This window comes from Planctobacterium marinum (genome assembly GCF_036322805.1).
Lineage (GTDB): Bacteria > Pseudomonadota > Gammaproteobacteria > Enterobacterales > Alteromonadaceae > Planctobacterium > Planctobacterium marinum_A.
This window is the reverse complement of the sequence record NZ_AP027272.1, coordinates 1,432,745-1,446,744: the sequence shown is the minus strand read 5'-3', so window position 1 is coordinate 1,446,744 and position 14,000 is coordinate 1,432,745. Positions and strand designations below refer to the sequence as shown.

The 14,000-nt window shown below is 43.2% G+C and carries 10 protein-coding genes; all 10 read right to left on the bottom strand.

Annotation, left to right across the window (positions count from 1 at the left end):
* Positions 1-118: 118 nt before the first annotated feature.
* Positions 119-1,378, bottom strand: coding sequence for a hypothetical protein (locus AABA75_RS06420; protein ID WP_338291733.1), 1,260 nt, complete (start codon positions 1,376-1,378; stop codon positions 119-121).
* Between the two features lie 5 nt (positions 1,379-1,383).
* Positions 1,384-2,001 carry an energy transducer TonB gene (locus AABA75_RS06415; RefSeq protein WP_338291732.1) on the bottom strand — a complete coding sequence of 206 codons (618 nt, stop codon included), beginning with the start codon at positions 1,999-2,001 and terminating at the stop codon, positions 1,384-1,386.
* A gap of 2 nt (positions 2,002-2,003) precedes the next feature.
* Positions 2,004-2,405 (bottom strand): ExbD/TolR family protein, encoded by a 402-nt coding sequence (locus tag AABA75_RS06410; RefSeq protein WP_338291731.1) that lies wholly within the window; start codon positions 2,403-2,405, stop codon positions 2,004-2,006.
* 12 nt (positions 2,406-2,417) lie between these two features.
* The gene (locus AABA75_RS06405) at positions 2,418-2,942 is read right to left on the bottom strand and encodes a MotA/TolQ/ExbB proton channel family protein (RefSeq protein WP_338291730.1); all 525 of its coding nucleotides are present in this window, start codon (positions 2,940-2,942) and stop codon (positions 2,418-2,420) included.
* Position 2,943: 1 nt separating this feature from the next.
* On the bottom strand, positions 2,944-4,293 hold the full coding sequence (locus AABA75_RS06400; RefSeq protein WP_338291729.1) for a MotA/TolQ/ExbB proton channel family protein: 1,350 nt from the start codon (positions 4,291-4,293) through the stop codon (positions 2,944-2,946).
* A gap of 6 nt (positions 4,294-4,299) precedes the next feature.
* Positions 4,300-5,064, bottom strand: a complete 765-nt coding sequence (locus tag AABA75_RS06395) for a DUF3450 domain-containing protein (protein ID WP_338291727.1) — start codon at positions 5,062-5,064, stop codon at positions 4,300-4,302.
* Between the two features lie 403 nt (positions 5,065-5,467).
* The gene (locus tag AABA75_RS06390; RefSeq protein ID WP_338291726.1) at positions 5,468-7,267 is read right to left on the bottom strand and encodes a tetratricopeptide repeat protein; all 1,800 of its coding nucleotides are present in this window, start codon (positions 7,265-7,267) and stop codon (positions 5,468-5,470) included.
* Between the two features lie 276 nt (positions 7,268-7,543).
* Positions 7,544-10,072, bottom strand: coding sequence for a B12-binding domain-containing radical SAM protein (locus AABA75_RS06385; RefSeq protein ID WP_338291725.1), 2,529 nt, complete (start codon positions 10,070-10,072; stop codon positions 7,544-7,546).
* A gap of 40 nt (positions 10,073-10,112) precedes the next feature.
* Positions 10,113-11,027: a class I SAM-dependent methyltransferase gene (locus AABA75_RS06380; protein ID WP_338291724.1), complete on the bottom strand. Its 915-nt coding sequence runs from the start codon at positions 11,025-11,027 to the stop codon at positions 10,113-10,115.
* A gap of 175 nt (positions 11,028-11,202) precedes the next feature.
* Positions 11,203-13,839: a TonB-dependent receptor domain-containing protein gene (locus tag AABA75_RS06375; RefSeq protein ID WP_338291723.1), complete on the bottom strand. Its 2,637-nt coding sequence runs from the start codon at positions 13,837-13,839 to the stop codon at positions 11,203-11,205.
* Positions 13,840-14,000: the final 161 nt, after the last annotated feature.

Below are 14,000 nucleotides of genomic sequence, written 5' to 3'. Positions count from 1 at the left end.
ACTTAGAGGATATAAAAGGAAGGAATGCCAAATTGCCAAACAAGCAAAAATGACACTTGAACTTAGAAATGTATGATTAAACTGCCGATATAAAAAAAGCCCTTACGGGCTTTTTTTGTTAAATCGTTATACCACGATTCTTCGCTTTTTCTTTGATGTAAGGTTCCCAAGCTTTTGCATTACGCGCCACAGACTTATCTTTGATAGCCTCTTTAATGTGCACATAAGCTTCCTTGAACTTACCTTGATAGAAGTTAGCTTCCATCAGCGCCATCTGTATTGAACCTTCTTTATCGCTGCCAGCATCAAGAGATTTCTTCAATGCCACAATAGCTTCTTTGTACTTTTCAGCAGAAAGTAACAAAGTACCTTGCTTGCGATAATGTTCAGCATCATTACTGATAGCAGCGGCCTGGCCATAGTAGTCAGCAGCTTTGATGTAATCCTTAGCACGGTGCCAAGCGTTGGCTAGTCGTGATAAGGTATCTTCATCAGCCTCTAACAAACCAGACTTAAGATACTTCTCCTGGATAACAGCAGATTTGTATGGAATTTCTAAACTACCATACAGTTGAGCCAGAGCTCGTATCTCAGAGGCTTTTTGCAGGTACCCTTGAGTATAAGCTAACTCAAATGTCTGCAATGCCTTGCTAAAGTCCTCAACCAACATGTAAAAGAAGCCTAATTGCGTCCACCACTGTTTGTTCTCAGGGAACAACTTAACGAGTGTTTCTGCTACCTCAATGGTTTCTTTGTACATCTTACGTTCGTAGTAAGAAGTTAACTTCAACACGTAAGGGTTTTTGTTAGGCTTGTCGTACATCGCGATTGCTTTGTCAGCGGGTGCGATCATCTTCGGCAATTGCTTGGTTTCATAAAACGCTTGCGCCAGGCGAGTATAAACGTCTGCATCTTCCTTGCAGGTATAATCCATCCATTTATTATAGTACTCAACAGCCTGGTCGAAATTACGCTCCATCATGTTCAAATCACCCACTAAACGCAGAGTTTGAGCATGTTCGTTGTCGTTAAGCTCTTTATCCTTAACTGAACGAAGAAGGTAATTAAGCGCCTCGCTCGCCTTGCCTTCTTGAGAAGCAAGCAGGTTACCCAAAAATCTATCGACATAGGCTCTGTCAAACGAGTCATCTGCCTCAATTTCTTTAAGTATCTCTATTGCCTCGTCTAGCAACTCAGCTGAATAGGCTTCAAAGGCTTTTTGCACCCTTTTACCCACTCTTTGACCAGGTATTTTAGTCGGACCACGTTTGTAGTCCGGGCACAATACCGGCGGCGTTTGAGCGCTAGCGGTTCCAGAGGCTAATAAACCCACAGACAATACTGAAAGACCAAAAAGCTTTAGGATCGAAGATTTCATTTTGATCATGAATCACCCTCCAGTTTGAAGTCTAGTTGTACTCTCATGTTGAACTGTTTAACCGGTTTGCCATCTACGATTTTAGGCTTGTATTTCCACTTTCTCAAAGCGCGCTTCGCCTCTCGGTCAAACACACGCTTCGGGTCGGCTTCAATAACTTCCACGTCTTCAACGCCACCTACTTCGTTAATGGTAAACGACAATCTTACCCAGCCTTCTTTGCCATCACGAGCTGCCTGGATTGGGTATCTTGGTTCGATACGTACAATCGGCGTTGCTTCACCATCACGTTGCATTGACCCTGGACCACCAATGTCTATGCTAGCTCCACCGAGGTCTACACCGGGCATATTAAACGACATACCGTCAGTGTTAGCATCAGCTACCTCAGGCTCTGCCGGTTGCATTTTCGGCGGTTGTGGAGGCGGAGGTGGTGGCGGAGGCGGAACTCTTGTTCTGGTTTGAACATTGGAGTCCGGCTCGTTCATCACGATATCGATAATAGGTGGCGGTGCACTCTCTTCAGGAGGCCTTTGTGAGTTAGAAATCAACTCAGCCATAATGAAGAACAAGGCAAAAGTAATCGCAGCACCAACAATGATTGAAACGATAATTCTACCCATAGTTAACCACCTATCGCCGCTACCGCTATGCGATTAACACCTGCGGCTTTTATCTGATCCATAACGTCGACCACTTTTCCATGTTCAGCATCTTCATCAGCTTGAACAATAACTACTTCTGATGCTTGCTCAGCCAACAGACGCTCGACATTAGCGCGTACAGCGCCCGGGTCGATTTGTCTCTTGTCTAGCCAGACGTCACCGTCAGCAGTAATGGCCACGAATATATTGGCACCTTTCTTTTCAACCACAGTTTTTGCTGTAGGTTTGTTAACTTCGATGCCTGCTTCTTTGATAAACGATGTAGTAACAATGAAGAAGATAAGCATGATAAACACGATGTCCAACATCGGTGTCATATCAATCGCTGCATCTTCTCCCTGTTCACGTTCTTTGCGAGCCATATAATTCTCTCTCTAGTGATGAGGCAAACTGTCAATCAACTTTTCTTTCGCGATTTTCACTTTGGTTTCGAGACGAGAACTGAAAAACAGTCCGGACAATGCCGCTACCATTCCTGCCATAGTAGGAATAGTTGCCATTGATATACCTGCAGCCATCAAACGAGGGTTACTTGTACCCTGTGTGGCCATTGTCTCAAACACGTTAATCATTCCGGTTACCGTGCCCAACAGTCCGATTAACGGACACATCGCGACTAGTGTTTTAATTAACAAAATGCGCTCATTTAAACTATCCGAAGCTTCGGAAATCCAAGCGTCACGAATTCTATGCGCATACCAGGAAGTGGTATCTTCACGGGCATCCCATTTAGCCACAATATTCTTGTGTACAGTTGGGAATACCGCGTTAAGAAACCAAAAGCGCTCAATCATGAATATCCACATTAGGAAGAGCGCTAGTGCGACGACATACAAGACATCGCCGCCAGTAGCGATAAAATCCCTGACAGATTCCCATGTCTCTATCAGGAATAACATCTTACGCTTTCTCCCCTTCTGCACGTGAAGCTACGATGCCCGCAGCTTGCTCGTCGAGAATATGCAAAATGCTCTTACTCTTACCTGCTGTAATAGCGTGTAAAAGAATTAATGGTAATGCAGCGATAATACCTTGAGCCGTTGTTACCAATGCCATGGAGATACTGCCTGCCATAATTTTAGGATCACCAGTACCGAACAAGGTGATTTGCTGGAAGGTTGCAATCATACCGATTACGGTACCCAACAGACCCAGCAACGGAGCAATGGCTGCTAAAATCTTGATGATGTTGATACCGCTTTCAATAGAAGGTAATTCTCTCAAGATAGCTTCGTCAACTTTAAGCTCTAGAGTTTCTGTATCAGCAGACTTGTTCTCTTCATAAACAGTCAAGATACGACCCAGAGGGTTCTTGGTAGATGGGTTATCAATGTTTTTAAGCTGGCTTCTGATTGCGCCGCCCATTACTGTCAAAGTAACCACTTTGTAAACAGCAATTAAAGCACCGATAGCTAGCATAACAGTGATGATGTAACCTGGGATACCACCTGCGTGATAACGATCTTCAAGCGTTGCTGCTTGCGTTAACAGGCTTAAGATTGAACCACGTGAAGGGTCAACAAACAGAGGAGCTAAGCCGCTTGCACTGGTAAAGCTTTGTGCTGCAGAAACCATGTGACCGTCAGGCTGCTTACCAAGGGGTTGTACTTGCTTCAAGTCATCCTTGTACAACAAGTAACCTTCATCACCGATAAGGTTGAAAGTACCAACACGAGTTACAGTTTGAGAAGAAGAGCCACCGTCAAGACTGATTACTTCGGCCTGGAACTGCGTCACTTTACCAGATTCAGTCATTTCAGTTTGCAGAGCAAACCACATGTCTTCTAGTTCGCTAATGTTAGGCAGACCTTTAGACTCGTTAGACAGTTTCTCTAGTAGTTCAGTTCTGTCAGGATACTGAGCGCTTACGATTGAAGTGGAGATACGACCAAATGCCTCTGCTGCTGCAGAACGAACAACACCGAACATCTCACCCAATGTACCAACGGCATTCTCAAGCTCAACTTCTTTGTTTGCTAACGCGATCTCGTTATCGGCAAATTGCTTCTTCAAGCGCTCACCACGGTCGGTTTCGGCTCTCAGGTCTGCACGTGCTTTGTTTAACAACGCTTGCTTGTCTGCGCGCGCTGCCAAGAACTCGGCTTCACGTTGCTGGTTTATCTTCGCTTCAGATACGCGGTTGCTCTTAACTTGCTCTAACAGTTGATCAAGTGAGCTTTGTGCCATAGCTGGCATTGACATAGCGGCTACAGAAGAAGCCACTAATAGTGCTTTAATAGTATTCTTCATTATTATTTACTCCGCCGCGGGAACAGGTAGTTTAACCAAGTTAACAGGCTCAAGTTTCTTAGCCATCTTGATCGCCTTGTTTACCGATGACAGATAGCTGTCTTCTAGCTCGTTCCAGGTGCGTGCATTGTTATCCCACACCCAACCGTTCTTCTGATCAAGCGATAAAGCAACAAGGGCGGTACGGCCCAAGTTGAAGAAGTCAGCAGAGATGGTTTGACCACCGAAATCTAACTCGCCTTGATAAGAATTAATCGTAGTGCCGTAATCAAGTTCAATGGAGTAAGCATCGAGAATCAAACGGAATTGCTCAGATACGGTAACGTTGGCATTACCCATAACTTCTTTCAGGCGCTCGACACGTGCTTTACGTTGCTCGTAACGAATTGGCACATCAAGCTCAATGAACTTCTCAAGCGAGTCGATCATATTGTACATCAATGGTACTACGCCTTTTTTCACACCATCGATGCTATCAATTTGACGTTGTAGGTCATCAATTGCTTCTTGCTGATCAGCAACAAGACGAGCGATGTGGTCGTTATAAACTTTCAGGTTTTCGGTTTCATCAACCACCTGACGATACTCAACAAGCAAATCTTGAGTTTGCTCGTAAATGTTATTGATTCGTTCCTGGGCTTTTTTTGCAGCCGCATGATTTTTTCCAGCCTCATTTTGCAAATCCGAAAGCGGATCTGCTGAGACCAAGGCACTGCCACTAAGTGCTAAAACACCTACGACAGCTGAGGCAATTAAATTTCTCTTGCTCATCTTGGACATAGTTCCCAACCAATTAAACTTTAATCCTTGTTACATTTGGAATCGCATAACAAGGGACGATATTTGAAAAATTTTTTGTTATTGGAGTCAGTACCTACTCTTTTGAAAGGGCACTGGGACCCAACGATATTCACATGGATACACAGAGTAAGTCAAGCAGCCAACGGGCCAGAGATCAACAATAGCTTAAAAAAAATATAACAAAAATCTGAATTTCATCAGGCATTTGTTTAATAAATGTGCGAATAAGCTGTAACAGTTTGTTAATGAAAAAACGCTAAGCTATCGCGTTTCCATTTCAGGCATTGAGCCGCAGGGTATTAAACGGCTGTAATCGCCCAATAAACATCTCAAGTTTGATTTGTTCAGAAAATCGCCTCGAGTTTTTTTACACTCAAGAAAATTTAGGTGCATTTACATCAAAAGAAATGGTTATTTTTTGTCCTGAAAGCGTCTGGGTATTGGTACTGTGCCAAAAACAGGAGGGGAATATGACCAGTTTTCCCACTTCGGGTTTGATTAAATGTTGTGCTGGAAAGTCATCTACATTTCCTATGTCAGGATCACCAAATGCCAGATAACCAGAATTTTGCTCAATGCTTCCACCGGGCTTAGGCAACGACAAAAAGAAAATACCACTGATTTGCCCTCTCGGGTGGTAGTGACCTTTGTGATATCCCTGCTCCTTCAATCGCACAGACCATGCATCGGAAATAACAAATTTGTCCGATTCTGGCCAAGGTCCCCATTTCCGATATTGTGATTTTTCTGTTAGATAATCCTCAACACAGCCTTTAAAACGCGTTTCAAGCTCTAATAAACAAGGCACTTCCGTTTTAAATAAGTGGCGCCTTGTTTGCGTGCCGTTGTGACTGGATTTATCTATGAGCTCTTCGTTTGCCAAATGCAAACGAGTCAAGGTATTTAGTAATGTACGATAAAAGTTGCTATCTACTCTTGGGTCGAATATTTGATACTCACCGATAAGTTGTTGATAATTATTCAGTTCTCTTTCTGCATCATCACTCACCTTGCGCAGGTATAACCCCCACCAAGCGAGCGCACCAACATGCTCAGGTTTTTCTGTAAGGATTTCACTTGTAATCTTGCGTACCGGTTCAGCCTCCTGTACTGCCAACAAATAGCCACATAAATCTAATTTTTCATCGTCACTTAATTGGTTTGATGCACTTGCCTTGAGTAGCCAACTTCTGGCTTCATCAACCTCCCCGACTGATGTCAGGCACTTTCCATATAGGTATTGAAAAACACAGTCTTCTTTGTGCTTGTGATAATGTGCTTCTAATAGCGCTTTTGCATCAAGGTTACACTGTCCTTTTAACAATCGATGAACGTATTCGTACAAAAATTTCTTTTCATCCGGATACTTTTTAATCGCCGTTTCGAAATTGCGTAAGTAGTTTTTAATTTCACCTGACTGCCAAAGTGAATCACTCAGTTTTTTGTGACTATCAAGGCTTTTATAATTCAGCTTTAAGGCATTGTTAAAGTAGGTTATGGCCTGTTCAAAGTGCCCTAAATCTAGGTAGGCGTTTCCTAAATTATGCATTAATTGATAACTGTGCTTACCGCTGTTCAGAACTATCAAGTATTCTTTCAGAGCGTTTTCAGGCTCATTATTTTGGCAGTAAGCCAACCCCAAGTTATGCCTCGCCACATCAGAGTTTGGCCTGATTTTTAGGGCTTTTTTATAAGCTTTAATCGCCTTTTGATAATGCTCACACTCTGACGCAACGGCTCCTAAAAGATTGTATAATTCATAGTGTCCGGGAAACTTGTGGATTTGAGTATCCAATTCCTGATACGCCCGCTGGTAGTCCCCCATCTCCACAAGCACAAACATCCGTGATTTGAACGCGCCAAAGTTAGCCGGGTCTTTACGGATCACCTGACTTAACGTACCAAGTGCGGCGGTGTATTCCTGCAACTGCCTTTGACAAGTGGCGACATTTAACATTACCTGCGGTTGATCCGGCTTAATTTTAAGAGAAGCAAGTAGATATTTTAGTGCGCTGCGATTGTCCCCTTGGGCATGATAAACCCCACCTAATAATTGCAGAGCGTTGTATTCTCTTGGGGCCCTCTTGAGAAGCTTTTGATAATACTCTGAGGCACTTTTCAAATCGCCAGACTGATGGGCGTGTAATGCTTTCTTAAATAAATCCGCGGTCATTTGTCAGTTAGAACGTGATATCCAGCTTTTCCATGATTAGATTAAGAGAGTCATATCCTTGTTGCGCTCTGAACACACAATAGCAGTGTAATACCATTCCCGGAGTCGATATGGGAGCTATTGCTCTAATCGGAACATTATTGAATGTGCAATGGTTTTATTCAATATAGTCAGTATCTGAGAAAGCACTAGCGTTTTTAACAATTAAAGCCGCCTTTAATATCAGTGATGTGTCACTCCCACCATTGAATGCTAAACCAAGCCCCATAATTGATACTATTCACTAGCGGTAGTTGACATTTTTACCAACGACTTGGGACGTGCAACTTCAGAATGTAGCTCCCAAAAATATTGATGTGAGTCGTATTGCGCCGCGTTTAAATCTATGTCCACTAGAGAGTTCGGATCTGACACCTGAAACTCTGCTTGCACATAGGATTTGAGAGGCTGCAAGTTATCCTTTGCGTCTTTGAAGTAGCGCACGAAATCATGTTGCAATTGAGCTTGGTAAGGATAATTAAGGCCATCATCGGGCATGGCTGCTGCATTCACTGACAACACTGTAGACAGTGCACTGTCTTCGACGAGTCCATATTGTTCTTTGATATAACTGGATACTTCTCGGTAAAACGCAAGCCAGCCACCGGGCATACTTTTCTCTGTGTTAAAAAATCGCACGGCCCAAGTTAGCAACGGATACTCGGCAGGAGATGACTGAATATCCAGCATCAGCTTTTGTAAAAAGTCGATACTCTGTATTTGATGTTCCCATTGCAAGAATCGGATCACATAGCGCAACAGCCCATATCCTTCGGCCATTTCATAAACATGAAAAAGTCCCTTCATTTCGATGAGCTCCTCATGCGTAAAACTATAGGTTGAAGTAATAAAACTATTCTCATCAACCTCTATTTGATACTTTTCGATATATTCCGGGTCCGCCATGGGGCTGTTAGGCAATAATTGAGTTGGATATGCCTTAACTGAGATATCCTTGTCTATGTAGCGTTGCAAATCTCGCTTGAATGAAGCAACAGTTATACCGGGTAAGCCGATCATTAAATCGGTAGAAAGCGGCAGTTTAAGTTCGGCGAAGATTTCCGATAATTCATCATAGCGTTCTGTGCGAATATTTTTGCGATTTATAACTTCAAGCGTTTTATCATCCGTTGTTTGAATAGAAATGATACCTTGACTTATGATACCACCTTCGCTAAACACCTTGATGATATCCACTAACTTACGCGTCGAGTTCTTAGTGTAATTAACCACCACCTCTTGGGGATAGCCGTATTTCTGTTTTGTGGCGACGATATGTTTAGAGATATCAATATCCCTTTCGTAAAGTCCATAATTGGCATCTGCTATCCAGAGTACTCGAACCTGATTTCGCCCTATCCAGGTAATCTCATCAAACACTCTTTCTAAATCAAATTTACGCACTTTCTGATTAGTGGCTGAGCCCCAATCACAGAAGGTGCAACCATAAGGACAGCCGCGATTACTCTCAATAATAGCCGCTTCCACCCTGCCCTGATAATTGTCGAACACCCCGGACAAATATGGTGAAGACACAGCATCAGGTTGTTTCATGCGTTCTCTGCTACCGGTGCGCACCACGTTTCGGGAAATAGGGTCCTTGTAGGTGATACCCGCAACCTGACTTAGCTTGTACCTATCAAGGTCGGCGTCCACTTTGAAAGACTGGTTCAATACCTCAAAAATCTCTGTGATGGTAACCTCTCCCTCACCGTGAACGGCAATATCCACTGAGGGGTGTTTGTTTAAAAACTCTGCGCAAGCCTGAGGATAATCAGGTGTACTAGGTCCACCATGGATAGTGAAATTACCTGAATCGTGTTGTTTTATGGCATTACTGATCTGCATATTGAGGTCAATTGACCACATATAATTAGAGAATAGCCAGATACCATTGCCAAATTTGCGATATGGTCCATTTATTAATTCTGAAGGTTCAAGGTAATTAATGGGTAAAAACAAGAATCTCTCAGACAGAAGGCCATCTTTATATTCGTTAAGTGCGTTTAAAAGGACCCCAAGCGCCAATGGGAAGTGATTTTCCATGTGCGGTACGAAGTAAACAGGGATACGATCATCGGCAGAGATACTTTGCCAATCCAAATCCCCCATCGTGGCCTCTGGTGTTTCAGTTGAAAACACGCTTAATTGAGTTTCATTTTTACTTTTAAGTATTGTTTTACTTACCAGTATTCCAGCGTTTTTTAGCGCAACAATCTGAGCTGTGAGCCATTCTGGTGACCGAGTTTGAAACGTGGCATCACGCAGAAGCTCTTCCTGAGCTCGGCCTTGTGCAAAGGAAAACAGTAATATTACTTGCTCTGAGCTTAGCTTGATAAAACCTTGTATTTTGGGCGCATAAGAAATGAAGCCATTCGATGTAACATGCACACTGTGATGCATACTCAGATAATTCACTTGCTGCTTATCAAAACCATCCAACTCTGATGGCTCAATGTTAACTGCTAAATCAGCAATCGTTTCACCTGGTGGAGTATCAAAGTGCTTTGATAAGACAGATAATTCTTTTAGCCTGGTTTTAAGCAGAGAACTTGTGATGTTTTTTGCTGCATTCTTCCCGGATTCGGTTCCCAAGAAAGCACTTATGGCTTGTTCTTCGTTATCACTGTTAAGCATGGAGGCAATGAGCTCAATATCGGCCAACGCCAAATTGATAGCGGAGTGCTTTCCTGTCAAGGATACCAACATCAAATTCGACTGACGATGGAGAATCGATGATGTTTGACTAAAAAAGGTATTTTGCATAATGACTTTCTAACTCACTTTTACAGTGCACTGACAAGCACTAAATCCGGGGAACTAAAACAAAGTGAAGCAAACGACCAACTTCGCCAAATTGGTTTTGGAGACATTTATCCACCTTAATTTCGTAATTTTGTTTGACCAGCTCATCCACCAAGGAATCGCTGTTTTTTGCTGCTTTTAGTTGTTGCTCTAACCTCAAAACATGCATTTTTAGCTGCTCAAAATACTCTATTAATGCGTGAGCATGCGCGACCTTTTTGCGCAAATCAACAGCACTAAACAGCTGTTGTAGTCTCTGCACTACTAGTTGCATATCTTCCATCAACTCAGGTCGATTTAAATTTACAATACTATTGATTTTACCCAGTACATACATTTCGAACGCTTTTATATCGTGAGATTTTTTAAGTATACGCAACGCTGTAGTAGTGGCCTTATCCAAGAGCAACTCATAAAAATTTAATGAGATTTTTGATTTAGCGCTAATGACGGAATCTGGAGTGTGCATCAAAAACAGACAATCCATCGATTTCTTTGCTACGTTATTTAGCGCTCTGACTAACTTGCGTCCATTACCGTATTCTGCGGCAAAAAGGGCGAAAACGATATCAAACGCTTCCTGTGAACGCCTGGTATTTATTAATGATTCAAAATTGTCAGTATAAATTTGTGTATTGGCGTCAATTTTAGTATCTGGTACCGCTGCATCAACACCCGTAATTTTGAGTGTTTTACCTTCTAAGGAGGGGAAAACATGGCGCAACCATCGAAAGTGTTCGCCTCTGCCACAGCCTAAATCTAAAAGACTTTGAGGTGTGCTGTTTAAGAAGTTAATGGAAGAAATTTCTTTAGCTAAAACACCCGCTATTGGATTTTCGTCACTAAAACGTGCACCAAACGTATCGAAAGAAGTGTCTTTCCAATAAGACTGCCAAGGCGTGTTTTTATTTTGCATGATTTAAGAGGTACCAATAGCTGTTGAACCTTGAGGGCACTATTGGAAATAGCAACCAAAACCGACAAAGTACGTCATGAATTATTATTTTTATTGATCGCACATATTATAAAGTTAGCCATAAAAAAAGCCAGCTTACGCTGGCTTTTCAACTACTGTGCTTTTCTAAGTTATCTTAGAAAGATTGTACGTATCTTGCGAACACGATGCGTCCGTAACCGTCGTACAAGTCGAAGTTGTAGTCACGGCTACCACCGCCACCACGGAACGACTCAAGAGGTGGCTCTTTACCGCCAACGTTGTTAACACCAACAGTTACTTTGGAGTTAAACGGTGTGTGGTAAGTTACGTTGATATCGTGTGTTACGTATGTACCAACGTGACCGATTTGCTCACCGTCAAGAACGTTTTCAGCATTGTCACCGATGTAGTTCAAGTTGTAAGCAATGTGGAAGTCACCCATTCCTAATGTGTTAGAGATAACACCACGGTCTGCAGGTAAGCCTACATCACCAACTTGGTCACGTCCGCCGTCTGTTCTGTAATCAAGTACGTAAGAGTACTGAAGAGTAGACGTCAGGTCACCGAAGCCCAAGTCTTGAGAGTAAGTTACGTTCAAGTCAAGACCAGAAGTTTCAAGTGTACCATCGTTACCGTAACCCTGAACGATACGAGTAATTGTACCGTTAGCCAGTCTCTCTACACCCAGACCAGATGGAATTGGGTCGCCCGCTGCTTCACGGTTAACCAATTCTTGCGCTGAGAAGAAGTTGATACGCTCTTCGATTTCGATATCGAAATAATCAAGAGAGAAGCTCAAGCTTTCAAGCGGTTGATATGCAACACCCAAAGAAATCTGTGAAGATTGCTCTGAACCTAAGTTAGGGTTAGCAGTACGCAAACCATTGATCTGTACAGAACAGCCAACAGGCAGGTTGATTGCGGCACAGTGAGTATCATCAGATACAGAGTCAGCTGCGAAAGAATCCAACTGAGTTAAGATATCCAGTGTAGGAGCACGGAAACCTTCACCGTAACCACCACGAACTACTAGATCTTCCATTGGTTCCCAACGAACTGAGATTTGAGGAGAGAAGTCATCACCGTAGTCGGAGTAGTCATCGTAACGACCCGCTAAAGTCACTTCTAAGTTGTCCATTACTGGCAACAAAGTCTCTACGAATAGTGCACGAGCTGTACGACCGCCACCTGCAGAGTTACCAGAAGAACCACCGATCGCACCAGCTTCAGACAGTGAATCGTATTGGTCAGCGTAATCTTCTTCACGCCATTCGAAACCTACGATAATTGAAGACATACCGCCGTCCATTTCAAACAAATCAGTTTGAGCAGAACCAAACACTTCGTCTTGGTCGTAGAAACTGATACGTGAAATAGTCGCTTTCATCGCATTCAGAACGCTGGCTGGATTAGCAGTAGGGTTCTGAAGGTCGTAAGTACCGTCGTTGATGTATGCTTCAGCTGTAGTACGTACTAAGTAGTTACGGCCGATGTCATAAGTTTTGTTCTTCGTGCGGCGTACACCAAAATCTACGAAGAAGTCACCGATCTCACCTTCAACCATGACCATCAGGTTTTGAGTTTCGTTTTCAACTGAGTTGTCACGATTACCTAATGAATCAAAGCGGTGCCACCAGAATACAGGAACGTTAGGACCAAACGCTGGGTCATACATCGCACTTGCTGGGTTAGTTGGGTTGTTCGGGCTATCTACTGGAATTGGGTTACCAGTACCACCTGCAAACGGTGAAGGTGAATCTGGTACTGGTGCATAACGACCGAAAGAATCAGTTTTGTTCCAGTTCATTTTAGACAGCAATTTCCAGCCATCTGCAATTTCATATTCGCTGTTCATGAACAAGCTGGTAACACCTGTAGAGGCTTCGTCAGCAGATTCAAGTGCGAAGTTGTAAGCACAACGCTCACCAGTGATAGAACCACCGAAAGGAACAAGGTAGAAACCGTTGTTTGGATCAGTAGTACCACCAGCACAGCCGCCAGGTAAAGCAGTTACGTCGAAGTTGTCAGAATAAGTACCGTCGCCATTGTCTACAGCAGTAGAGAAGCTGTTACCGTAGAAAGACGCACCTGGGTTATACCAAGGGAAGTCTCTAGCGAATACGATGTCACGGTGGTTCCAAGAAACACCACCTACGATGTTACCTTTCTCACTGGTAGTACCGATGATGATTGAACCTTCTTCGCGGTCACCACCTTCGTGCTCGATTTCAGCACCACCTAGCTTAACTTCAACACCTTCAAACTCTTTACGAGTGATGATGTTGATTACACCCGCTACTGCGTCAGAACCGTATACAGCTGAAGCACCTTGAGTCAGAACCTCGATTCTTTCGATGATTGCAGTTGGGATAGAGTTAAGGTCAGCAGAAGAACCAGTAGAAGGCGACTTAGGTAGACGACGACCGTCGATAAGTACCAATGTACGCTCTGCACCTAAACCTCTAAGGTCGATAGTAGAAACACCCTGTGCAGAACTACCAGACTGAGGTCTGAAAGAACCAGCTGAGTTGAAGCTAGTGTTACGTAGAAGGTCAGATACAGAAATTTGACCAGAAAACTCTAGAGCTGATCTATCGATAGTAGTAATTGGAACAGAACCCTCAAGGTCTGCACGACGCAGACGAGAACCTGTTACTGCGATTTTTTCTACTGCTTCGCCGTCTGCAGCTTCTTCTTGAGCCATTACAGAACCGCTGAACGCAGTTGCTGAAGCAGCACCAAAAGCAATAGCTAAGCTTACTGACTTAGCCAGTTTGGATTTCATATACATGTGTTGTCTCCCTGGACCACTAATTTTTTTAAATTTATTTAGTGTTGTGGCCGCTTTACCAGCGGCAATAATGTGTTAGGTAGTGAACCTAACGGGTAGTGAACCCGCCAACAATATACACAAAGGCAAAGAGCGGGGTCAAGCTGAAAACTTTGTGAAAA